Raw genomic sequence first — 21,620 nt, 5'->3', positions numbered from 1 at the left:
GCCGACCGGCCGGACCGTGGGCCGGTCAGCCCCGCACGACCAGCAGCGGGACGGTCAGCTCGGCGGCGGTGTCCGCCCCGTGGTACGCCACCAACCGGGACGCCATCGGCCGCTCGGTGCGGGTGGCCATGACGGCGTACGTGTCGTTGCAGGTCACCACCACGTCGCCGATCCGATCGAGGTGCTCCTCGGGCACCGGCCCGAACCACCCGCTGGCCACCACCTCGTCCCGAGTGTGCACCCGCGCCGCGGCACCCAGCACCTCGGACCAGGCGGCCACCACGTCGTCGACCGCGCCCGGCTCGACGTGCAGGTAACGCACCCGGGCCTCACCGGCCACCAGCCGCACACCGGCGCGCAGTCGCGGATCGGTGTCCAGGTCGAAGCGGTGCGCGGCGGGAATGTCGAGCTGGCCGTGGTCGGCGGTCACCAGCAGCGCCGCGTCCGACGGCAGCCCGTCGACCAACCGGGCGAGCAGAGTGTCCACCTCGGTGGCGGCGATCCGCCAGGGCGCCGAGTCGACGCCGCTGAGGTGGCCGTGCCGGTCCAGGTCGGCGTGGTAGCCGGAGACCAGGGTCGGCCCCGGGCCGGCGGCCAGCGCGGCCAGCATGGTGGCGGCCACCGCGTCCGCACCGGCGGCGCCCCGGAAGTCACCACCCCGGTTGGCGGCCAGGGTCAACCCGCTGCCGCCGAACTCCGGCCGGCTCACCACGCTCACCGCCACCCCGGCGGCGCGAGCCCGCTCCAGCTGGGTGGGCACCGGCTGCCAGCGCAGCGGCGACGGGTCGGCAGCCCAGTCGGTGTGGGTGAGCACCCGGTCGGTGCCGGGCACCCGCACGGTGAAGCCGAGCACCCCGTGCGCGCCCGGCGCGACGCCGGTGCCCAGCGACACCAGGCTGGTCGGGGTGGTGGACGGGAAGCCGGCGATGAGTGGCCGGGCCACCGTCGCCGCCAGCCCGGCGAGGGTCGGCGCGTGCGGCGCGGCGGTCGGCAGCTGGTACCAGCCGAGCCCGTCGACGAGCAGCACGGCGACCCGGCGTACCCCGGCCAGCGCGGGGACCAGCCCGAGCGGATCGGGCGAGCCGGGCACGCCCAGCACGGCGAGCGCGCTGGGCAGCACATCGGCGAGGCGGTCGCCGCCGTGGTCCGGGCCGAGGACGGTCAGCGGCGCCGGCGTGACGGTCATGCCGGCCGGCGGGCGAACAGGTGCAGCTGGGCCGCCAGGTCCCGGTACGGCGGCTGGGCGGCCAGCGCTCCTTCCAGCTCGACCAGGGCGGCGGACTGCCCGTCGGCGACCGTGGCCGGCAGCAGGTCGGCGAGCACGCGTACCCCGTGGATCTCCTCGACCACGAGCCCCGCGGCGGTGAGCAGCGCGGCGGCGCCGGGGGCGTCGTAGCGTCGGCGCAGGGTGTCCCGCGCACCGGCGGTGCCGTCCGGATCGGCGGCCAGCGCCGCGGCGACGTCCAGATGCCCGTTCATCGCGCGGGCCAGCACGGCGGCGGCCCGGCCGGCCACCAGCACACTGGCAGCGCCGCCGGGGCGCAGCGCGGTGGCCAGCGCGGTCACCACCGGCGTCGGGTCGTCGACAACCTCCAGCACGGCGTGGCAGAGCACCAGGTCGACGCCGGCCGGCTCGACCAGCCCCGCGAGGGCGTCCCCGTCGCCCTGTACCGCGGCGATCCGGTCCGCCACGCCGGCCTCGGCGGCCCGGCGGGTGAGCGCGGCCAGCGCGTCGGGGCTGGCGTCGACCACCGTGACGCGGTGCCCGGCCCGGGCCAGCGGGACGGCGAAACCGCCGGTGCCGCCGCCCACGTCCAGCACAGTGAGCTCGGCGTCGCCGCGCCGGTCCAGCTCGGCGCGGAGCACCGACCAGATCACGGCGGTACGGGGGGTCAGCGGCGGCCCGGCGAACCGGCCTCGGGTCTGCTCCACTCGGTCGAGCCTAGTCACCCGGTCCAGTCACCATCGCGGCCGTGTGGCAGGCGGGACGCGGCGCGTCGGCGGGTCAGGACTCGGTGCCCTCGACCTCGTCCTCCGCGCGGGACCGCCGCTCGTTGGCGACCGGGCCGTTGGTCACCTCGTACTCGCGAGGATCGGCGAGGTGCGACGGCATCCAACCCGCGCCGAGCCGGGTCCGTCGGGAGTTGGCGATGCCACCGGTGTACGCGTGATTCCCCAGCACTGTTCATTCCCCTCATGGATCACGGGCGGCTCTGCCCGCTCAGGACGAGTCTCCCGCTCAACGGCATCGGAAACCGTAATGTGGATCACTGGATCAACGAAAGTCACGGGACGCGGGGCTGACCGGCGGCTCAATGGCGTCCAACCGGTCGGCGACCAGGTTGGTCACGCCCTCGTGCCGTTGCAACCGCCCCCGGACCACCAGCGCGGCGCTGGTCCGGGCCACCCGCCGGTAGCGCTGCCACAGCCCCGGCGAGCAGGTGACGTTGAGCATCCCGGTCTCGTCCTCCAGGTTGAGGAAGGTGACCCCGCCCGCGGTCGCCGGGCGCTGTCGGTGGGTGACGATGCCGCCGACCCGGATCCGCTGCCCCGGCTCCACCCGACCGAGCCGGGCGATCGGCACCGCGCCGAGCACGTCGAGCTGACCCCGGATGAACCGGGCCGGATGGCTCTCCGGCGACAACCCGGTGGCCCACACGTCGGCGACCAGCCGGTCCACCGCCTCCATCCCGGGCAGCGTGGGCGCCGCCGCGCCGGTCACCGTGCCGGGCAGCCGGCCCGGCCGGTCCTGGGCCGCCGCGCCGGCGGCCCAGAGCGCCTCCCGCCGGGTCAGCCCGAAACAGGCGAAGGCGTCCGCGGTGGCCAGCGCCTCCAACTGCGTGGCGGTGAGACCGACCCGCCGGGCCAGATCCGGCATGTCCCGGTACGGCCCCGCCGCCCGCTCGGCCTCGATCCGCTCGGCCACGTCAGCCCCGAGGGTACGCACGCTGGACAGCCCGAGCCGGACCGCCGGACCGCCCAGCCCCCAGGCGTGCGGCGGCTCCCCCGGCCCGCTGCCCCACCGGGTGTCCGGGGTGGACTCCAGCACCGCCTTCGCGCCGCTGGCGTTGATGTCGGGGCGGCGGACCTCCACCCCGTGCCGGCGGGCGTCGTCGACCAGGGTCTGTGGAGAGTAGAAGCCCATCGGCTGGGCGTTGAGCAGCGCGGCCAGGAACGGCGCCGGGTGGTAGCGCTTGAGCCAGGAACTGGCATAGACCAGGTAGGCGAAGCTCATCGCGTGGCTCTCCGGGAAGCCGTAGCTGGCGAACGCGGTGAGCTTGCGGTAGACGTCGTCGGCCAGCTCGCCGGTGATGCCCCGCTCGGCCATCCCGGCGTAGAGCCGGTCGGCGATCCGGGTCATCCGCTCGACCGAACGCTTCGCGCCCATCGCCCGGCGCAACTGGTCGGCCTCGGCCGCGTCGAAACCCGCCAGGTCGATGGCGAGCTGCATCAACTGCTCCTGGAACAGCGGCACACCCAGGGTCTTCTCCAGGGCGTTGCGCATCAACGGGTGCGCGAACGTCACCGGCTCCTGGCCGTTCTTGCGCCGGATGAACGGGTGCACCGAGCCGCCCTGGATCGGGCCGGGCCGGATCAGCGCCACCTCGACCACCAGGTCGTAGAACTCGCGGGGCTTGAGCCGGGGCAGGGTGGCCATCTGGGCGCGGCTCTCCACCTGGAACACCCCGACCGAGTCGGCCCGGCAGAGCATGTCGTAGACCTCCGGGTCGTCCAGCGTCATGTCACCGAGGTCCAGCCGGGACCCGATCATGTCGTAGCCGTAGTGCAGGGCGGAGAGCATGCCGAGGCCGAGCAGGTCGAACTTCACCAGGCCCACCGCGGCGCAGTCGTCCTTGTCCCACTGGAGCACGCTGCGCCCGGGCATCCGCCCCCACTCCACCGGGCAGACCTCGATCACCGGCCGGTCGCAGATCACCATGCCGCCGGAGTGGATGCCCAGGTGCCGGGGGAACGTCTGCAACTCGTTGGCGTACTCCACCACCTGCTCCGGGATGCCCTCGACGTCGACCGTGGCGACCGAGCCCCACCGGTCGATCTGCTTGCTCCAGGCGTCCTGCTGCCCGGGTGAGAAGCCGAACGCCTTGGCCACGTCCCGCACCGCCGACCGGGGCCGGTAGGAGATGACGTTGGCGACCTGGGCGGCGTGCTCCCGGCCGTACCGGGTGTAGACGTGCTGGATCACCTCCTCCCGACGGTCGGACTCGATGTCCACGTCGATGTCCGGTGGGCCGTCCCGCTCGGGGGCGAGGAACCGCTCGAAGAGCAGCCGGTGCCGGACGGCGTCCACGTTGGTGATCCGCAGCGCGTAGCAGACCGCCGAGTTGGCCGCCGAGCCCCGACCCTGGCAGTAGATGTCCTGCTCGCGGCAGAACGCGACGATGTCGTAGACCACCAGGAAGTAGCCGGGGAAGCCCAACTCCTCGATCATGTTCAGCTCGTGGTCGAGTTGCGCGTACGCGGCCGGATGCGCCTGCGGTGGCCCGTAGCGCTCCCGCGCGCCGTCGGCGGTCAGCTTGCGCAACCAGCTCATCTCCGTGTGCCCCGGCGGCACCGGGTACGCCGGCAGCCGCGGCGCGACCAGTTGGAGGTCGAAGGCCAACTCGGCGCCGAACTCCGCCGCTCGGGCCACCGCGCCCGGGTACGCGGCGAACCGGGCCGCCATCTCCGCGCCGCTGCGCAGGTGAGCGGTGGCCGCCGCAGGCAGCCATCCGTCGATCTCGTCCAGGCTGCGCCGGGCCCGCACGGCGGCGACGGTGGTGGCCAGCCGACGCCGGCCCGGCGTGGCGTAGTGCACGTTGTTGCTGGCCACCGTCGGCAGCCCCGCCGCGGCGGCCAACTCGGCGAGCGCGTCGTTGCGGTCGGCGTCGACGGGGTGGCCGTGGTCGGTCAGCTCCACCGCCACCGTCTCCGCGCCGAACAACGCGGTCAGCCGGTCCAGCTCACGGGCCGCCGCGTCCACACCCTCGGTGAGCAGCGCCGCCGGCACGTGCCCCTTGCGGCAGCCGGTCAGCACCAACACGTGGTCGCGCAGCTCGGCGGCGACCTCTTCCAGCTCCCCGTAGACCGGGCGGCCCTTCTCCCCGCCGCGCAGCTGGGCGCGGGCGATGGTGGTGGCCAGCCGGGCGTACCCCTCGTGGCCGTGCGCGAGCACCAGCAGGTGCGCGCCGTGCGGGTCGGGCTCGCCGTTCTGCGGGCCGGGCAGCCCCAGGGACAGCTCCGCGCCGAAGATGGTCGGCAGGCCCAACGTACGAGCCGCCTCGGCGAACCGGACCACCCCGTAGAAGCCGTCGTGGTCGGTGACGGCGAGCGCGGTGAGCCCCAGCCGGGCCGCCTCCTCGGCCAACTCCTCCGGGTGGCTGGCGCCGTCGAGGAAGCTGAAGTTGGTGTGCGCGTGCAGCTCCGCATAGGGCACCACACCGTCGGGGCGGGTCAGCTCCGGCGGCTGGTACTGCTCGCGGCGGCGACTCCAGGCCGGGGAGTCCCCACCGTCGGCGTCCACGGCGAGCGGGTCCACCACGTGCAGGTGCCGCTCCTCGCGCGGCCGCCCGCCGCCCGACCTACCACCGGCCCGCCCGTCGCCAGCCCGCCCGTCGCCGACCCGCCCGTCGCCAGCCCGCCCGTCGCCAGCCCGCCCGGAGAGCACCCGCTCCAGCTCCGACCAGGGCATCTTCGGGTTGTGGAAGCTCATCCCCGCCACTCCCGGCTGATCCCGAGCATGATCGGCTCCACATCGCCGAAGTGGGGGTGTCCCACCCATTCGGACAGCCCCACTTCGGCGATGTGGAGTCGATCAAGGCTGGGGGGCTTCCGGCCGGCCGGACCCACGGCCCGGCACTCAGTCATAGATCGCCTCCACCAGCCACTGCCCAGCCTCGACGGCGAGCAGCAGAGCGGTGCCGTCGGCCAGACAGACCTGGAACCGGGCCCGCCGCCGCGCCTCGGCCGGAGCCCACCACCGCTCGTCCACCGGCCACGGGCCGGCCCAGCCGACGATCTCCGCCGGTCGACCGGTGCCGACCACCAGCCGGGCGGGCGGAGCGCTCACCGCCAGCCGCGCGCTGATCACCACCGCCTCGCCGGCGGCGTCGTGCACGGTCGCCGCGAGTGGGCTCGGCAGCACCACCGCCGGCGAGGGCCGCGGCAGCCGACCGGGCCACGGCGGCACTCCGCCCCCACCGCGGCCAGCAGCCCGACCAACGCCCGTAGCCCGACCTGCACCGACGGCCCGACCAGCCTCCGCAACCCCGCCGGCACCAGCAACGCTGTCAGCGCCCGCAACACGACCAGCGCCCGCAACCCCGCCGGCACCAGTAACGCTGTCAGCGCCCGCAGCCCGACCAGCCTCCGCAACCCCGCCGGCACCAGTAACGCTGTCAGCGCCCGCAGCACGATCAGCGCCCGCAACCCCGCCAACACCCGCAGCACGACCAGCGCCCGCAACCCCGCCAGCGTCCGCAGCACGGCCAGCGGCGGTAGCGAACGGCTCCTCCGGCGGCGACGGTGGTGGGCCGGGACGGTCGGGGAGCCGCTCGTCGCCCCAGGGCACCAGTCGCACCTGGTCGGCCGGGGAACGCCCGCCGCCGAGCACCGCGGTGACCACCGCTTCCGGGCCGAGGATGCCCTGCACCCTGCTCAACGCCCGGTGCGCGCGCTCTCGCTCCTCGCCGGTCTCCCCCCAGAGGCCGGCCTGGAGGCCAGCCTGGGCGATCACCCCGTCCGGGACCAGTCGCAGCCGGATGATGCCGGCCGTCGGCCGGGCCGGTCGGGCGCCGACGCGGCCGTTGCTGCCGGAAAGCCAACCGTCCAACTGCCAGCGCACCCGGTCGGCGATGGCCGCGGCGGTGAGCAGACCGTCGTGCCGCCACACCCGGTGCAATTCCTGCCCGTGCGCGGTGACCGCCTCGATGCCGAGTCGGGTGCAGGCCAGCCCGTGCCCGGCGAGCCGGTCGTGCAACCGCTCGGCGAGCGCGCGGGCGGCGAACGCCGCCGCGTCGACCCGGTCGATCGGCTCGTCGTGCTCGGCGGTCACCGTCAGGTCGGTCGGCGGCTGCCGGACAGCGAGCGGGCGGTGATCCCGCCCGGCGGCCAGCCGGTGGGCCAGTGCGCCGTCGAACCCGAACCGGGCCAGCACGTCGCCGGCCGGCAGTGCGGCGAAGTCACCGAGGGTCCGTACCCCCAGCCGGCGCAGCAGATCGGCCAGTGCCGACCGGCCGAGCGCCTCGACCGGCAGCCCGGCCAGGAACGCCGGCGTCCCACCCGGCGGCACCACCCGGCCCGCGCGGGCGGCCAGCCCCGCGGCGAACACCCCGTCGGCGATGCCCACCTGGCTCTCCACCAGACACGACTGGGCGACGTGCTCGATGAGTCGTTCGGCGGCCGCCTCCTCGCCGCCGAGGTAACGGCTCGGACCCCGGGCGGCCACCGCGCAGGCACCCGGACGGACCACCTCGACGCCGGCGACCACCTCCTCCACGGCGGCGACCACCGGCTCGAACGCCCGGGCGTCCCGACCCGGGTCGTACTCCACGACGGTGAGCTGTGGGCAACGGCCCTGCGCCTCCCGCTTGCGCAGCCCTCGGCGCACCCCCTCGGCGCGGGCCCGCTCGGAGCAGGCGACGACCCGGTTGGCGTGCAGCACGGCGACCGGCCCGGTGGCCGGCACCCCGTCGACGATCTCGGCGGCGAGCACCGGCCAGTCCGGGCACCACAGCAGCAGGGTCCGGATCGGCGAGCCGGTCATCCCCGCCCGACCAGGGCGAGCGGCACGGCTGGTCGGCCCACGGTCGACCGCACCGTCCGGGGGATCACCCGGGTCAGCTCGTCACCGGGGAGCCAGACCTTGATCTCCTTGGGTCGGGCGGCCGCTCCGCGCCCCCGCGCCGAGACCGTGACCTCCCGGCGACGCAGCCGCCCCCGACCCTGACCGAGCCCTTCCCAGAACCCGCGGACCACCTGCAACGTCACGTCCGCGCCGTCCCACCGGCCGTACGGGACGAGCACGCTGCCGCGCTGCCGAGCCCGGGCGGCCAGCCGGGTGGCGACCGAGGCGGAGACGGCAGCCGGTACGGCGGTGACCACGACATCCACCCCGTCGATCAGCGCGGCGACCACGGTGGCCCACTCGGGACCGGGATTCGGCACCAGGGCCAGCCGGTCCAGGGCGATGCCGAGCTCGGCGGCCGCGCCCGCGCCGAACGTCGGCACGCCGACCACGGCGCACCACGAGCCAGCTCGGGATGCCTCGGCGAGCAGGGCCAGCACCAGCGAGGTGCCACCGCTGTGCCGGGGTTGACCGACGGTGACCGCGATGGTGCTGCCCCGGCGCAGACCTCGGTTGGGCAGGAGGCCGGTCAGCTCGGGCGCCACCGGTAGCACCCGGTGGCCGCCGACCGGATCGGGTGCGCTCGCCGGACGGACCAGATCGGCCAGAGCGGCGGAACCGACCACCATGCGGCCCGCCATCGGACCAACCCCCCGTCGTTGCTGTGGAACAGATCAGGACCGGCACGTCGTGACGCCGGCCGCCGGACGGCCGACGTCACGACGGGGTCAGGCGACGAGGCCGTCCAGGGCCGGCTGGTGGGCCACGCCGAGCGCGGTCTCCACCACCGTGACGAACTGTTCGGCCGCGCGGAGCAGGTCGTCGGCCTCCCGGGCGCTGACCACCCGCGGAATGCCGGCCTCGGCGGCGGCCCGCTTGCTGGCCCCGGCGGCGAAGAAGCGCGCCCACTCGTCGAGCTCGGGGGCGACGGCGCAGAGCAGGACCCAGACGCTGGTGATCCGGTTGCGCCGGCTCGGCGCGGGCCGGGCCCGGGCGGCGAGCAGGGCGGCCGCCGCGCGCAGCGCCGCCAGGTGGGCGGCCGCGTAGCGCAGACCGTCGGGGCGGGTCTGGCCGGCCTCGACCAGCCCGCGCCGGGCCAACGTGAGGAGTTGGGTGGGGGTGCGGTGCGGCAACACGTGCGCCGGCACCGTCGGTGCCTGAGCCGGGTTGGTCGGCATGGACTGTCTCCTCCACGTGGCCGGGGCGTCGACCGGCGCAGAGGTGCCGCCGGCGAGACGCCGAGGTCGGGTGGTGCGGAGGAAGACGCACCGGGGATGGCCGGCCGGGTGTGGATGCTTCCCCACACCACACCCGGCCGGCGTACCGGCGGGTTCGTCGCCCGCCGCCCGGGGGTCGTGGGCGGCGGGCGACGCTCCTGCCTGTCGGGACCGGGCTCGCGACTGCCCGGAAACCCAGGTGCGGCCCGCGGAGCCGCACCGCCCGGAGCTGGCGCCGCGAAACACCGCGCTCCGGCTGGTTGGAACGAGCGTACGAGGCAATCGAACACTCGTTCTAACTGCTGTTGACAGTACACCTCCCCTCCGACGAAAACGCAACGTGTGACGCGCCGGCTGAACCGTTCGCGGGCGGACCGTGAAGAATGGCGACATGCAGCCACACCCGAACGTACGGGCGGTGCAGGACGCACTCGACGGCGCCGGTGCGCTCGACGGCGCCGGCCGACCCAGCACGGTCCGCCTGCTGCCCGACGCGGTGCACACCGCGGTGGCGGCCGCCGAGGCGCTCGGCGTCGAGGTTGGCCAGATCGCCAACTCGCTGATCTTCGACGCGGACGGCGAGCCGCTGCTCGTGCTCACCTCCGGCGCGCACCGGGTGGACACCGCCGGACTTGCCGCGTCGATCGGGGTCACCCGGTTGCGCCGGGCCACCCCGGAGTTCGTCCGGGCGCACACCGGGCAGCCGATCGGCGGGGTCGCCCCGCTCGGGCACCCGCAGGCGCTACGCACCCTGGTGGACCAGGCGTTGGCGGCGTACCCGGAGATCTGGGCCGCGGGCGGCGTACCGCAGGCGGTCTTCCCGACCACCTACGCCGAGCTGCTGCGGGTCACCGCCGGCACACCGGCCGAGGTGGCGTGAGCGAGCGGACCAGCAACGCCGTACCGGAGCTGGTCACCCTGCACGTGTGGCGGACCGCCCGGGGCGCGCTGCCCCGGGCGCTGACCAGGATGGCGGTGGACCCGCGCCGGCTGCGGGCCCTGCCCGGCGTCCGGTTCGGCAAGCTGCTGGGCACCGGGACCGGCACCGGCTTCGGGCCGGCGGACGCCGACCTGACCCGGTGGGCGGCGCTGACCGTGTGGGACTCCCCCGCCGCGGCGGCCGGCTTCGACGACTCGCCGGTCGGGCGCGCCTGGGCGCGGATCGCCCTCGCCCAGGCCCGGGTCGACCTGCGCCCGCTGAGCAGCCGGGGCGAGTGGTCCGGCCAGCGGCCGTTCGGCGAGCCGCCGGGCGGCCGGGTCACCGGCCCGGTCCTGGCGCTGACCCGGGCCCGGTTGCGTGCCCGCCGGGCGGCCACCTTCTGGCGGGCGATCCCGCCGGTGGCCGCCGCCCTGCGCGACGCGCCCGGGCTGCTGGCCCGGTTCGGCGTCGGTGAGGCTCCGCTGGGTTGGCAGGGCACGGTCAGCGTGTGGCGCGACCCGACGGACCTGGTGGCGTTCGCGTACCGTCACCCGGAGCATCGGGCGGCGATCATGCGAACCCCCACTGCGGGCTGGTACGCCGAGGAGCTGTTCGCCCGGTTCGAGGTACGCGACGTGGTCGGCGACCGGACGGTGCTCGGGTGGGTCGTCGACGGCGACCCCGCAACGGTGAAGGATGGACGGGCATGAGGTTGGTGCGCTGGACGCCGGACGATCTCGTCCGACGGCTGGACGACGTGGTGGCCGTCTACGGCGAGGCGATGGGATACCGCACCGACCTGCTGGAGGCCCGGCGCGGCTACATCGCCACCCACGTCCGCCGGCCCGGTTTCCGGGCCGTGGCCAGCCTGACCAGCGAGGGGCACCTCGCCGGCTTCGGCTACGGCTACCTGGGCGGCCCCGGCCAGTGGTGGCACGACCAGGTGCACAGGGCACTGGACGCCCCGACCCGGCAGCGCTGGCTCACCCACTGCTTCGAGGTGGTCGAGCTGCACGTCCGGCCGCCGGCGCAGGGGCACGGGCTGGGCGCCGGCCAACTGCGGGCGCTGCTCACGATGGCCGAGGGCGACACCACGCTGCTGTCCACCCCGGAGGCCGAGGAGCAGACCTCGCGGGCCTGGCGGCTGTACCGGCGGTTCGGCTTCGTCGACGTGCTGCGCGACTTCCACTTCCCCGGCGACGACCGGCCGTTCGGCGTGCTCGGGCGGGACCTGCCGCTCGATCCACCGGCGTCATGACCCGGCGGATCTCCTGGACGCTGCTCGGCGTCCTGGTGCTCGCCCAGATCTGCTACCCGCTCACCACCGGCGACACCCGGGCCGGGCTGACCGTGGCCACCGTCGTGCTCGGCTGGCTGCTCTCGGTCGGCCACGCGCTGCTCAGTCGAGGGCCCCGGGTCGCGGCCGCGCTGGTCGCGGTGGCCACCGGCGGAGGGTTCGCGATCGAGGCGATCGGGGTGGCCACCGGTGTGCCGTTCGGCAGCTACGACTACTCCGGTGAGCTCGGCCCCAAGCTGGCCGGGGTGCCGCTGATCATCCCGCTGGCCTGGACCTGGATGGCCTGGCCGGCCTGGCTCGCCGCAGTCCGCCTGACCGGCGGCAGCGGCCCGACGGCCAGCGGCAACGCCTCGACGGCCGGCCGGTGGGTGGGGCGGATCGCGCTGGCCACGGTGGGGCTGGCCGCCTGGGATCTCTTCCTCGACCCGCAGATGGTCGCCGAGGGTTACTGGGTCTGGCGCAACGCCACCCCGGCGCTGCCCGGCCTGCCCGGCATCCCGGTCAGCAACTACCTGGGCTGGCTGCTCTTCGCGGTGCTGATGATGAGCGCGTTGCGCCCACTGGCCGGCCCGGCCGTCGAACGCACCGACCAGCGCGATCACCCGATGTTCGCGCTCTACCTGTGGACGTACTTCTCCAGCATCCTGGCCCACGCGGTCTTCCTCGACCTGCCCGCCTCGGCGCTCTGGGGCGCGGCCGGGATGGCGGTGACCGCCGTACCGCTGGCGGTGACCCTGCTGCGCGCCCGCCGGGCCGGCGACACGCTCCGGGACGACCACCAGCCGGCCCGCCCCGGCGTCGACGCGACCCGATGACCGTCCTGCTGGTCCTGCTGGTCGCCGTTGCCGCGCTGACCGGGCACACCTGGCTCAACGCCGCCCGCTGGCTGCGCCGGCCCACCGACCGGCCGGACGAGATCGACGAGCCGGTGGCCGTGCTGCTGCCGCTGCGCGACGAGGCGGCCCGGGTCACCGACTGCCTGCGCGCCCTGCTCGCCCAGCGGGGCGTGCCCGACCTGCGCATCGTTGTCCTCGACGACGGGTCCACCGACGGCACCGCCGACGTGGTCCGCGCGGTGGTCGGCGACGACCCGAGGGTCACCCTGCTCAGCGGGGTCGCCCCGCCGCCGGGCTGGCTGGGCAAACCACACGCCTGCTGGCAGCTGGCCACCCGGGCCGACCCGGCCGCCACCGTGCTGGTCTTCGTCGACGCCGACGTGGTGCTCGCCCCGCACGCCGTGGCCGCCGCCGTCACCGAACTGCGCGCCGCCGGCGCGACGCTGCTGTCGCCGTACCCCCGGATCGTGGTGGCGACGGCGGCCGACCGGCTGGTGCAGCCCCTGCTCCAGTGGCTCTGGCTGACGTTCCTGCCGCTGCGCGCGATGGAACGCTCGCGGCGGCCGTCGCTGGCCGCCGCGGGCGGGCAGTTCCTGGTGCTGGACCGGGCCGGCTACACCGCCACCGGCGGGCACGTCGCGGTCGCCGACAAGATCCTGGAGGACGTCGAGCTGGCCCGGGCGGTCAAGCGGGCCGGTGGGCGGATCGCCCTGGCGGACGGCTCCCGCCTGGCCACCTGCCGGATGTACGACGACTGGCCGCAACTGCGCGACGGGTACTCGAAGTCGCTGTGGGCGACGTTCGGGCATCCGGGCGCGGCGGCCGTCGTGGTGGCGATGCTGCTCCTGCTCTACACCGCCCCGCCGCTGGTCGCGCTGGCCGGCGTGGTGGCCGGCGCGCCGGGGGTGGCCGCCGTGGGCCTGGCCGGTTACCTGCTCGGGGTGGCCGGGCGGGTGCTCACCGCCCGGTCGACGGGGGGCCGGTGGTGGCCCGACGCGCTCGCACACCCCGTGTCGGTCGTGGTCCTCGGTTGGCTGACCCTGCGGTCGTACCATCTGCGAAAGCGACACCGCCTGACCTGGCGGGGCCGCCCGGTCAGCTAGGAGGACGCGGCATGGCGCGGATCGTGGTCGTCGGCGCCGGGGTGGGTGGCCTGGCCACCGCCGCCCGGCTGGCCGCAACCGGGCACCAGGTGACCGTCTTCGAGGCCGCCGACACCGTCGGAGGCAAGCTCGGCCGGTACGTGCACGACACCCCGGCCGGGTCGTTCCACTTCGACACCGGGCCGAGCCTGCTCACCCTGCCCGAGGTCTTCCACGACCTGTTCGAGGCGACCGGGGCGAAGCTCGACGAATACCTGGACCTGGCGCCGCTGGACCCGATCGTCCGGCACGTCTTCGGAGGCGACGGTCCCGCGCTGGACTCCTGCGCCGATCCGGTGGAGTTCGCCGACCGGATCGGGGCCGCCTTCGGTGACCGGGCGGCGGCCGACTGGCAGCGGCTGTGGCGCCGGGCCGCCCGGGTGTGGAACGCCTCCTCGCGGGACATCCTGCGCCGCGCCGTCGACTCCCCCCGCGACCTGGCGTCGCTGGCCTGGCGCGTCGGTGACCTGGCCGCCATCGCGCCGGGCCGCACCCTGCGCGGGTTGGGCCGCCGGCACCTGTCCGACCCGCGGCTGCGGATGCTGCTGGACCGGTACGCCACCTACACCGGCGCCGACCCGCGCCGCGCGCCGGCGGCGCTGGTCGCCGTCCCCTACGCCGAGTTGACCTTCGGCGGCTGGTACCTGCGCGGCGGGCTGGGCACGCTCGCCGACGCGCTGCTGACCCGCTGCCTGGACCTCGGCGTGGTCGTGCAGACCGGCGCCACGGTGACCCGGATCGACGCGGCGGGCGGCCGGGTGCACGGGGTACGCCTCGCCGGCATCGCCGCGCCGGTGCCCGCCGACGTGGTGGTGGCCAACGTGGACGCGCTCACCGTCTACCGTGATCTGCTGCCGCACGCGCGTCGGCTGGCCGGGCTGAGCGACCGCAGCCTGGCCGGTTTCGTGCTGCTGCTCGGCGTCTCCGGCAGCACCGGGCTGGCGCACCACAACGTCTTCTTCCCGCGCGACTACGACGCGGAGTTCGACGCGGTCTTCGGTGATCCGGGGCGGGGCGTACGGGCCCGGCCGGCGGTCGACCCGACGGTGTTCGTCACCGTCGCCGACGACCCGATGGTCCGCCCGGCCGGGCACGAGGCGTGGTTCGTGCTGGTCAACGCCGCTCGGCAGGGCACCTCCGGTGGCGCTGTCGACTGGCGACGCCCGGGGCTGGCCGACGCGTACGCCGACCGGATCCTGGAGGTGCTGGCGCAGCGCGGCGTGGACGTCCGCGACCGGCTGCTGTTCCGCGAGGTCCGCACCCCGGCCGACCTGGACGCGGCGACCGGAGCGCCCGGCGGCGTGATCTACGGGACCGCCGGTGGGCTGCTCCGCCCGGCCAACCGGGGTCCGGCGCACGGCCTGTGGTTGGTGGGCGGCTCCAGCCACCCGGGCGGTGGCCTGCCGATGGTGACCCTCTCCGCGCAGATCGTCGCCGACGAGATCGGCCCCGCCTGGTAAGCCCTGTCGCTCAGCCGGCGTCGAGCAGCGCGCGGCGGACCGTGGAGAGCAACTGCCCCAAACCGAAGCCGGCCAGCAGCACCCACACCGCGGTCGCCATGGTGATGGTGCCAGCGGCCAGATCCGGCTCGATCAACCCGGCCAGCCCGGCGATCAGCAGCCCGGCCAGCGCGACCGACACCCGGGTGGGTCGTTCGCCGACGGTCACCGCGCCGATCTCGCGCATCCCGGCGGAGACCGCGCGGGCACGGACGTACTCGTGCAGCCAGGACAACGCGCCGCCCGCGACGACCAGCGCGCCCGGCGCGCCGACCAGCCAGAACGCCAGCAGCCAGGCCACCTCGCCGAGCCGGTCGGCGACCGAGTCGTAGACGTAGCCGAGCCGGGTGGTGCGGCCGGTGGCGACCGCCACCGCCCCGTCAACGCTGTCGGCCACCGCGGCGAGCAGCACGAACAGCGCGCCGAGGAACGGCCCGTCCGCCGGCCGGGTGGCCAGCAACGGTACGCAGAAGCAGAGCAGCACCCCGGCCACGGTGACCGCGGTGGGGCCGACCCGCAGCCGGCCCAGCACATACCCGACGTGGTAGGAGAACCGCAGCCAGGCGCGGACCACCGGCGCGGCGGCCCGAGGGTCGAACCCGCCGTGCAGCCGCGCCCACGCCGTGGCGTACTGGTCCCAGTTCAGCTGTGTGCCCACCACGGATCAACCGTCGTGCCGAGCATCAGGTGTCGCGGACCCCGTGTTCACACCCGCGCGCCGGCCTTGAGGTTCTGCCAGACCTCGCGGGTCGCCGTGGACCGGTTGAGGGTGATGAAGTGGATGCCCGGCACGCCCTCGTCCAGCAGCCGACGGCACATCTCGCTGGCCTGCTCGATGCCGAGCTGGCGGACCGCCTCCGGATCGTCGGCGACCCGCTCGAAGCGGGCCGCCAGCGCCGTCGGAAAGGGCGCCCCGGACAGCTGCACCGACCGCTCGATGGTGCGGATCTGGGTAACCGGCATCACCCCGGCCAGGATCGGGGTGTCGCAGCCGGCCGCGGCCACCCGGTCACGCAGCCGCAGGTAGTCGTCGGCGTCGAAGAACATCTGCGTAATCGCGAACTGGGCGCCGGCCCGGCACTTGCGGACGAAGTGCGCGGTGTCGCTGGCCACGTCGACCGAGCGGGGGTGCTTGTACGGAAAGGCCGCCACGCCCACGCTGAAGTCGCCGGAGTCGCGTACCAGGCGCACCAGGTCCTCGGCGTAGTCGACGCCCTCGGGGTGCCGGACCCACTCGCCGCCCGGGTTGCCGGGCGGGTCACCACGCACCGCCAGCACGTTGCGCACCCCCACCCCGGCGAGCCGGCCGATCACGTGCCGCAACTCGGCCACGGAGTGGTCGACGGCGGTGAGGTGGGCCATCGGCAGCAGGGTGGTTTCGGTGGCGATCCGCTCGGTCACCGCGACGGTGGTGTCCCGGGTCGAGCCGCCCGCCCCGTAGGTGATCGACACGAACGACGGGCGCAGCGACTCCAACTCGCGGATGGCCTGCCAGAGCAGCAGCTCTCCCGCCTCGGTCTTGGGCGGGAAGAACTCGAACGAGAAGGTCGGCTGACGGTCACGGATGAGCTCCCCGATCGCCGGCTGGGGATTGGGGAGGACCGAGGGAAGACCGAGCGCCACGTCCCCGACTCTAGCTGGCGGGGCCATCGACACCCAGGTGCTTCCCACCGCCTCCCACAGTTCGGCGGGCGCGTGCCGGTCCGGCGGGGGAAAGCCGTCGTACCCCCGGGGTAGGAAGGGGTGGCGCGGGAGGGGCGGCGGGGGCGGCCCGAGATCCGGCGCGGGGGTCGCACAGCCGAGAGTGGCTCCGGTCTCGCCCGTGGGCGAGCGGGTGCCGCCGCGCCGACGCCCCGCCGGGAGGCCCGATGACCTCGCCCACACCACCGCGCCCCACCCCGCTCGGGCCGCTCCTGGCCCGGTGCCGACTCGCCCGGGGTTGGAGCCAGCAGCGCACCGCCGCCGAGTTGTGCGCCGCCGCCGGCGTGCCGACCCTGAGCAGGCACGAGGTGTCCCGGTGGGAGCGGCAACGACGCATACCGGGAGGGTTCTGGCTCGGCTGGCTCGCCGTCGTGCTGGACGTGCCGCTGGTGGTGCTCGCCGAGGCCGCCGCGAGCGCCCGACGAGCCGGTCCGGCGCGGGCCGCCGGGCCGGGCCGGGCCGGCACGGCGGGCACACGGCCGGGCGGGCGGGCCCGGTCCGCGCAAAACGGACCACGTGCCGGTACAACGCGGGCCGTGGCGACCCGCTAGCGTCGTGGCGTGACCCACGCTGCTCCCGTGTCCCCCGTCGACCGCGCCGACCTGCGGCAGCGGGTCGACAAGGCCCTCACCGAGTTCCTGGCCGGCCAGCGGGCGCGGCTGACCCGGGTGGACCAGGCCCTCAACCCGGTGGCGGAGGCCATCGAGGCGTTCGTGCTCGGCGGCGGCAAGCGCCTGCGGCCGGCCTTCGCGTACTGGGGGTTCCGGGGTGCCGGCGGGGTGGACTCCGACCAGGTCCTCACCGCCCTGGCCGCGCTGGAGTTCGTGCAGGCCAGCGCCCTGATCCACGACGACCTGATGGACCGCTCCGACACCCGCCGCGGTGAGCCGGCGGTGCACCGGCGGTTCGCCACCCAGCACCGGGCGGCCGGCTGGGGCGGTGACCCGGACGGGTTCGGTGACTCGGCCGCGATCCTGCTCGGCGACCTCTGCCTGGTGTGGTCCGACGAGCTGCTGCACTCCGCCGGTCTGGATCTACGGGCGGTGGCCCGTGCCCGGCCGGTCTTCGACGAGATGCGCACGGAGGTCACCGTCGGGCAGTACCTCGACGTGTTGACCCAGGTCACCGGGGACACGTCGGTGGAACGGGCCAGCAAGGTCGCCCGGTACAAGTCGGCGAAGTACACGGTCGAACGGCCGCTGCTGCTCGGCGCCGCGCTGGCCGACGCGACGGACGACGTACGGACAACCTACTCGGCGTACGGGCTGCCGTTGGGTGAGGCGTTCCAACTGCGCGACGACGTGCTGGGGGTCTTCGGCGACCCGGCGCAGACCGGCAAGCCGGCCGGGGACGACCTGCGCGAGGGCAAGCGCACCTACCTGGTGGCGGCGGCCCTGGAGGCCACCGACGACGCGGGCCGGGAGTTGCTGCTGAACCGGCTCGGCGACCCGGCCCTGGACGAGCAGGGGGTGACCCGGCTCCGCGAGCTGATCACCGCGAGCGGGGCACTGGCCCGCACCGAGCAACGGATCGTCACACTCACCGACACCGCGCTGGCGGCTCTCGCCGCTGTCGACCTCGACACCGAGGCCCGCCAGGCCCTGGTCGACCTGGCCATAGCCGCCACCCGCCGCACCGACTAACCCCCTCCGGTTGATCATGAGATTGCCGGCGCGGGTGCCGCCAACCTCATGATCAACGGGGATGAGAGGGGTCAGAAGCCGAGGGCTTGGGCTCGGCGTTTGACCTCGCGGGCCTGGTCGCCGGAGAGGGCGGCGGCCGGGGTGGCGCCGGGCAGGGTGTCGTCCGGCTCGTAGAGCCAGCGCAGCGCCGCCTCGTCGTCGTAGCCGTTGTCGGAGAGCAGGTTGAGCACGCCGGGCAGGTGCTTGCGCACCACATCGTTGGCCACCAGCTCCGCCGGCACCCGGCGGATGCCGTCGCGGCGGACCGCCAGCAGCTCCCGGTCGCGGATCATCTGGTGCACCTTGCTGATTGACACGTCGAGGCGCTCGGCGACGTCGGGCAGGGTGAGCCAGCCGGCCGGGTCGGTGGGGCCGGCGAGCTCGGGGCCGGGCACGGCCTCATCGGGTACGGGTTCGGTCACCCGATCACCCTGCCACGCCGCCGCCGCGGGGAGCCACCGGCACCCCGAACGGCCCGTCCGCGCCCGATCCGGGACCCGGCATGAGCAGCGGATCAGGGCCGGACCGAGCGCCCCGACCTCGACAGGACGGCCCGGGTGTGACCCCGGCCTGTAGCATCCTGTTCAACCTTCGCCCCCTGGACACATAGACTCCCTGCCGATGGACACACAGGTCGCCGACACGTTGCTGGGCTCGCTGATCGACGGGCGCTACCGCATTCGCGGTCGCGTGGCCCGTGGCGGCATGGCGACCGTGTACACCGCAACCGACGAACGCCTTGAGCGCACCGTCGCTGTCAAGATCATTCACCCGACCCAGGCGTCCGAGGCGCGGGCCCGCATCGCCAACTTCGTGGCCCGGTTCACCGACGAGGCGAAGACCATCGCCCGGCTGACCCACCCGAACGTGGTGGCGGTCTACGACCAGGGCACCCACGCCGGCCTGCCATACCTGGTGATGGAGTACGTCCGCGGTCGCACGCTGCGCGACGTGCTGGCCGAGCGACGCCGACTCAACCCGGACGAGGCCCTGGCCATCGTCGAGCAGATGCTCGCCGCGATCGCCGCCGCGCACCGGGCCGGCCTGGTGCATCGCGACGTCAAGCCGGAGAACGTGCTGGTCGCCGAGGCACCCACCGGCGGCGTCGCCAACCTGGTCGACAGCGTCGTCAAGGTGGCCGACTTCGGGCTGGCCCGCGCCGTCGAGGCGAGCGCCGACGACGAGCAGGGCAACCAGTTGATGGCCACCGTGGCGTACGTCGCCCCGGAGCTGGTCACCGAGGGTCGGGCCGACCCGCGCACGGACGTCTACTCCGCCGGGATCGTGCTGTTCGAGATGCTCACCGGCCGGGTGCCCTACGACGGGGACCGCCCGGTGGACGTCGCCTGGCAGCACGTCGACCGCGACGTACCGGCGCCCTCGACGCTGGTGCCCGGCCTGCCGTCGGTCCTCGACGGCCTGGTTCAGCGGGCCACCCGGCGCGATCCCGACGCCCGGCCCGCCGACGCCGGGGCCCTGCTGGCCGAGGTGCAGTTCGCCCGGGACCAACTGGGCGACGTCAACAGCAGCACCGCCGTGATCCACCGGGTGGCCGACGAGACGCCGGTCTCCCAGCCGACGATGATGGTCGCCACGGTCCGCCCGGCCGAGCGTCCGGCCTGGGCCCGCCTGCCCGAGGGCGGTGGCCAGGGGCCGGGTCGACGGCGGGCCGCCCCGGAGCCGTCCGAGGGCCTGGGTGCCCGACTCGCCGCGCTGCGCAGCACGGTGATGGGCAACCCGCGGGGCCGGCTGGCCGTCGCGGCCGTGGTGGTGACGCTGGGGCTGGTGGCCGCGATCGGCGGCTGGTGGTTCGGTTCCGGCCGCTACACGGCCGCACCGCAACTGGTGAGCCTGAGCAAGGCCGACGCGCAGGCGCAGGCCGAGCGTGCCGGTCTGACCCTGGCGTACGGGGAGCCGCGCTTTGACGAGACGGCCCCGAAGGACAGCGTGCTGGAGCAGAGCCCCGCGTCGACCACCAAGATCGTCAAGGGTGGCGTGATCACCCTGACCCTCTCCCTCGGCCCGGAGCGCTTCCCGGTGCCGGACGTGATCGGCAAGGAGTACGAGCTGGCCGAGGCGGACCTGGTCAACGCGAAGCTGGTGGTGGCCAAGGGCACCGCCCGCTACGACGACACCCTGCCCGCCGGCGTCGTCCTGGACAGCAACCCGAAGGTCGGCGCCGAGGTCAAGCCGGGCACGAAGATCACCCTCATTCTGAGCCGTGGCCGGGCACCGGTGTCGGTGCCGAATCTGGTCGGCAAGAGCCTGACCGAGGCCCGTGCCACCCTGGCCGGGCTCGGCTTGGTGCCGGTGGAGACCCCCAAGGACTCCGACAAGCCCAAGGACGAGATCCTCGGCCAGAGCCCGGCCGACGGCACCGGCGTGGAGAAGGGCGCCCAGGTCAAGCTGGATGTCAGCAAGGGGCCGCCGCTGGTCGTCGTGCCCCGCGTCGTCGACCTGCCCTGCCAGCAGGCCAAGCAGGTGTTGGAGGGCCAGGGCTTCCCGGTGGCGGTCCAGTTCAACCCGAACGCCACCGTGCGCTTCCAGAACCCGGGCGAGAATTCGCAGGTGCCGCCGGGCACCCAGGTCACCATCGGGTGCCTCTGACATGCCGGTGACCCGTTCCCGCCCGGTCGGCGCGCACACCCCCACCTCCGGTGGGCTCGCCAGAGCCGCCCTGCCGTACCTCGACGCGACCGGCGCCGAGGTGGTGCAGGTCTACGTCTCCAACTCGCGGGGCTGGGCGTTGCCCTCGGGCGATCCGACGCAGGACGCGCTGTTCCGCGACGGCTGCGCCGAGCGGGGCATCCCGGCGTTCATCCACGCCTCGCTGCTGGTCAACCTGGGCTCCCCCACGCCGGCCACGGTCGAGAAGTCGGCACAGACGCTGGCACACGCGCTACGCCGGGGCGTGGCGATCGGTGCCCGGGCGGTGGTGTTCCACGCCGGCAGCTCGGTGGACGAGGGGTACGCCGAGACGGCGATGCGGCAGGTCCGCCAAGAGCTGCTGCCCCTGCTCGACTGGGCCGCCGAGGCCGGCGGGCCGATGCTGCTGGTGGAGCCGAGCGCGGGCGGCGGCCGGTCGCTCGCCTCACGGGTCGAGCACCTCGGGCCCTACCTGGACGCGGTGGACCGGCACCCCATGCTCGGGGTCTGCTTCGACACCTGCCACGCCTGGGCCGCCGGGCACGACCTGGCCGCCGAGGGTGGCATGACGGCGACCCTGGACACGCTGGTGGCCACGGTGGGTGCGGACCGGCTGCGGTTGGTGCACGCCAACGACTCGAAGGATCTGTGCGGCTCCACCCGGGACCGGCACGAGAACATCGGCAAGGGCACCATCGGCGAGCCCGCCTTCGCCGAACTGATGGCCCACCCGGCCACCGCCGGCGTCCCGATGGTCGTGGAGACCCCCAGCGAAAAGCACGTAGGCCACACAGCCGACATCCAGACCCTAACCCGCCTGTCCCGCTAGCCCCCGACC

At 74.9% G+C, this 21,620-nt stretch carries 20 protein-coding genes; 10 read left to right on the top strand and 10 right to left on the bottom strand.

What is annotated here, in order from left to right:
• Positions 1 to 25: 25 nt before the first annotated feature.
• The 7 genes from ABZ780_RS14725 to ABZ780_RS14695 all read right to left on the bottom strand — a co-directional run bounded on the left by ABZ780_RS14725 (position 26) and on the right by ABZ780_RS14695 (position 9,021).
• Positions 26 to 1,186, bottom strand: coding sequence for a nucleotide pyrophosphatase/phosphodiesterase family protein (locus tag ABZ780_RS14725; RefSeq protein WP_357010956.1), 1,161 nt, complete (start codon positions 1,184 to 1,186; stop codon positions 26 to 28).
• On the bottom strand, positions 1,183 to 1,950 hold the full coding sequence (locus tag ABZ780_RS14720) for a methyltransferase domain-containing protein (RefSeq protein WP_357010954.1): 768 nt from the start codon (positions 1,948 to 1,950) through the stop codon (positions 1,183 to 1,185). The genes ABZ780_RS14725 and ABZ780_RS14720 overlap by 4 nt, the downstream gene beginning before the upstream one ends.
• Positions 1,951 to 2,005: 55 nt before the next feature.
• Positions 2,006 to 2,182 (bottom strand): hypothetical protein, encoded by a 177-nt coding sequence (locus tag ABZ780_RS14715; RefSeq protein WP_357010952.1) that lies wholly within the window; start codon positions 2,180 to 2,182, stop codon positions 2,006 to 2,008.
• Between the two features lie 93 nt (positions 2,183 to 2,275).
• Positions 2,276 to 5,710 carry an error-prone DNA polymerase gene (locus ABZ780_RS14710; RefSeq protein ID WP_357486293.1) on the bottom strand — a complete coding sequence of 1,145 codons (3,435 nt, stop codon included), beginning with the start codon at positions 5,708 to 5,710 and terminating at the stop codon, positions 2,276 to 2,278.
• Positions 5,711 to 5,857: 147 nt separating this feature from the next.
• On the bottom strand, positions 5,858 to 7,762 hold the full coding sequence (locus tag ABZ780_RS14705; protein WP_357486291.1) for a DNA polymerase Y family protein: 1,905 nt from the start codon (positions 7,760 to 7,762) through the stop codon (positions 5,858 to 5,860).
• Positions 7,759 to 8,484, bottom strand: a complete 726-nt coding sequence (locus tag ABZ780_RS14700; RefSeq protein ID WP_357486289.1) for a hypothetical protein — start codon at positions 8,482 to 8,484, stop codon at positions 7,759 to 7,761. Before ABZ780_RS14700 ends, ABZ780_RS14705 begins: the two co-directional genes overlap by 4 nt.
• 87 nt (positions 8,485 to 8,571) lie before the next feature.
• On the bottom strand, positions 8,572 to 9,021 hold the full coding sequence (locus tag ABZ780_RS14695) for an SAV_6107 family HEPN domain-containing protein (protein ID WP_357486287.1): 450 nt from the start codon (positions 9,019 to 9,021) through the stop codon (positions 8,572 to 8,574).
• 430 nt (positions 9,022 to 9,451) lie between these two features.
• Between ABZ780_RS14695 and ABZ780_RS14690 the strand changes: the two genes are divergently transcribed.
• From ABZ780_RS14690 to crtI, 6 genes are read left to right on the top strand one after another with little or no spacing between them, the layout of a single operon-like run.
• The gene (locus ABZ780_RS14690; RefSeq protein ID WP_357010942.1) at positions 9,452 to 9,940 is read left to right on the top strand and encodes a YbaK/EbsC family protein; all 489 of its coding nucleotides are present in this window, start codon (positions 9,452 to 9,454) and stop codon (positions 9,938 to 9,940) included.
• A complete protein-coding gene (locus ABZ780_RS14685) occupies positions 9,937 to 10,689 on the top strand; it encodes a monooxygenase (RefSeq protein WP_357486286.1) in 753 nt (250 codons plus the stop codon). Before ABZ780_RS14690 ends, ABZ780_RS14685 begins: the two co-directional genes overlap by 4 nt.
• Positions 10,686 to 11,237 carry a GNAT family N-acetyltransferase gene (locus ABZ780_RS14680; RefSeq protein WP_357486285.1) on the top strand — a complete coding sequence of 184 codons (552 nt, stop codon included), beginning with the start codon at positions 10,686 to 10,688 and terminating at the stop codon, positions 11,235 to 11,237. Before ABZ780_RS14685 ends, ABZ780_RS14680 begins: the two co-directional genes overlap by 4 nt.
• A complete protein-coding gene (locus ABZ780_RS14675) occupies positions 11,234 to 12,091 on the top strand; it encodes a carotenoid biosynthesis protein (RefSeq protein WP_357486283.1) in 858 nt (285 codons plus the stop codon). The genes ABZ780_RS14680 and ABZ780_RS14675 overlap by 4 nt, the downstream gene beginning before the upstream one ends.
• Positions 12,088 to 13,215, top strand: a complete 1,128-nt coding sequence (locus ABZ780_RS14670; RefSeq protein ID WP_357486281.1) for a glycosyltransferase family 2 protein — start codon at positions 12,088 to 12,090, stop codon at positions 13,213 to 13,215. Before ABZ780_RS14675 ends, ABZ780_RS14670 begins: the two co-directional genes overlap by 4 nt.
• Before the next feature lie 11 nt (positions 13,216 to 13,226).
• Positions 13,227 to 14,714 carry a phytoene desaturase family protein gene (crtI, locus tag ABZ780_RS14665; protein ID WP_357010932.1) on the top strand — a complete coding sequence of 496 codons (1,488 nt, stop codon included), beginning with the start codon at positions 13,227 to 13,229 and terminating at the stop codon, positions 14,712 to 14,714.
• A 10-nt stretch (positions 14,715 to 14,724) separates the two neighbouring features.
• Here crtI and ABZ780_RS14660 read toward each other — a convergent pair whose 3' ends face one another.
• Together ABZ780_RS14660 and metF are read right to left on the bottom strand one after the other, a co-directional pair.
• A complete protein-coding gene (locus tag ABZ780_RS14660; protein ID WP_357010930.1) occupies positions 14,725 to 15,414 on the bottom strand; it encodes a CDP-alcohol phosphatidyltransferase family protein in 690 nt (229 codons plus the stop codon).
• 44 nt (positions 15,415 to 15,458) lie between these two features.
• Positions 15,459 to 16,376 (bottom strand): methylenetetrahydrofolate reductase [NAD(P)H], encoded by a 918-nt coding sequence (metF, locus tag ABZ780_RS14655; protein WP_357010928.1) that lies wholly within the window; start codon positions 16,374 to 16,376, stop codon positions 15,459 to 15,461.
• Positions 16,377 to 16,621: 245 nt separating this feature from the next.
• Here metF and ABZ780_RS14650 point away from each other — a divergent pair, with 245 nt between their 5' ends.
• Together ABZ780_RS14650 and ABZ780_RS14645 are read left to right on the top strand one after the other, a co-directional pair.
• Positions 16,622 to 17,005 carry a helix-turn-helix domain-containing protein gene (locus tag ABZ780_RS14650; RefSeq protein WP_357010926.1) on the top strand — a complete coding sequence of 128 codons (384 nt, stop codon included), beginning with the start codon at positions 16,622 to 16,624 and terminating at the stop codon, positions 17,003 to 17,005.
• Positions 17,006 to 17,014: 9 nt separating this feature from the next.
• Positions 17,015 to 18,097, top strand: coding sequence for a polyprenyl synthetase family protein (locus ABZ780_RS14645; protein WP_357010924.1), 1,083 nt, complete (start codon positions 17,015 to 17,017; stop codon positions 18,095 to 18,097).
• Between the two features lie 71 nt (positions 18,098 to 18,168).
• Here ABZ780_RS14645 and ABZ780_RS14640 read toward each other — a convergent pair whose 3' ends face one another.
• Positions 18,169 to 18,558 carry an Rv2175c family DNA-binding protein gene (locus ABZ780_RS14640; protein ID WP_357010922.1) on the bottom strand — a complete coding sequence of 130 codons (390 nt, stop codon included), beginning with the start codon at positions 18,556 to 18,558 and terminating at the stop codon, positions 18,169 to 18,171.
• Positions 18,559 to 18,757: 199 nt separating this feature from the next.
• Here ABZ780_RS14640 and pknB point away from each other — a divergent pair, with 199 nt between their 5' ends.
• Together pknB and ABZ780_RS14630 are read left to right on the top strand one after the other, a co-directional pair.
• Positions 18,758 to 20,743: a Stk1 family PASTA domain-containing Ser/Thr kinase gene (gene pknB / locus ABZ780_RS14635; RefSeq protein ID WP_357010920.1), complete on the top strand. Its 1,986-nt coding sequence runs from the start codon at positions 18,758 to 18,760 to the stop codon at positions 20,741 to 20,743.
• Between the two features lies 1 nt (position 20,744).
• Entirely contained in the window at positions 20,745 to 21,611 is an 867-nt protein-coding gene (locus ABZ780_RS14630) for a deoxyribonuclease IV (RefSeq protein WP_357486279.1), read from the top strand.
• Positions 21,612 to 21,620 lie beyond the last annotated feature (9 nt).

It is taken from the genome of Micromonospora sp. NPDC047467, from assembly GCF_040643095.1.
In the GTDB taxonomy this organism is placed as follows: Bacteria; Actinomycetota; Actinomycetes; order Mycobacteriales; family Micromonosporaceae; genus Micromonospora.
Note: the sequence above shows the minus strand (reverse complement) of the source record. Positions and strands in the feature narration are given on the sequence as shown.

Bases quoted from the DNA above. Each gene is read 5' to 3' on its own strand.
- ABZ780_RS14705 (WP_357486291.1), bottom strand. From the start codon at position 7,762: ATGACCGGCTCGCCGATCCGGACCCTGCTGCTGTGGTGCCCGGACTGG.
- ABZ780_RS14725 (WP_357010956.1), bottom strand. From the start codon at position 1,186: ATGACCGTCACGCCGGCGCCGCTGACCGTCCTCGGCCCGGACCACGGC.
- ABZ780_RS14650 (WP_357010926.1), top strand. From the start codon at position 16,622: ATGACCTCGCCCACACCACCGCGCCCCACCCCGCTCGGGCCGCTCCTG.
- ABZ780_RS14630 (WP_357486279.1), top strand. From the start codon at position 20,745: ATGCCGGTGACCCGTTCCCGCCCGGTCGGCGCGCACACCCCCACCTCC.
- ABZ780_RS14710 (WP_357486293.1), bottom strand. From the start codon at position 5,710: ATGAGCTTCCACAACCCGAAGATGCCCTGGTCGGAGCTGGAGCGGGTG.
- crtI (WP_357010932.1), top strand. From the start codon at position 13,227: ATGGCGCGGATCGTGGTCGTCGGCGCCGGGGTGGGTGGCCTGGCCACC.
- ABZ780_RS14675 (WP_357486283.1), top strand. From the start codon at position 11,234: ATGACCCGGCGGATCTCCTGGACGCTGCTCGGCGTCCTGGTGCTCGCC.
- ABZ780_RS14695 (WP_357486287.1), bottom strand. From the start codon at position 9,021: ATGCCGACCAACCCGGCTCAGGCACCGACGGTGCCGGCGCACGTGTTG.
- ABZ780_RS14700 (WP_357486289.1), bottom strand. From the start codon at position 8,484: ATGGCGGGCCGCATGGTGGTCGGTTCCGCCGCTCTGGCCGATCTGGTC.
- ABZ780_RS14670 (WP_357486281.1), top strand. From the start codon at position 12,088: ATGACCGTCCTGCTGGTCCTGCTGGTCGCCGTTGCCGCGCTGACCGGG.
- ABZ780_RS14690 (WP_357010942.1), top strand. From the start codon at position 9,452: ATGCAGCCACACCCGAACGTACGGGCGGTGCAGGACGCACTCGACGGC.
- pknB (WP_357010920.1), top strand. From the start codon at position 18,758: ATGGACACACAGGTCGCCGACACGTTGCTGGGCTCGCTGATCGACGGG.
- ABZ780_RS14680 (WP_357486285.1), top strand. From the start codon at position 10,686: ATGAGGTTGGTGCGCTGGACGCCGGACGATCTCGTCCGACGGCTGGAC.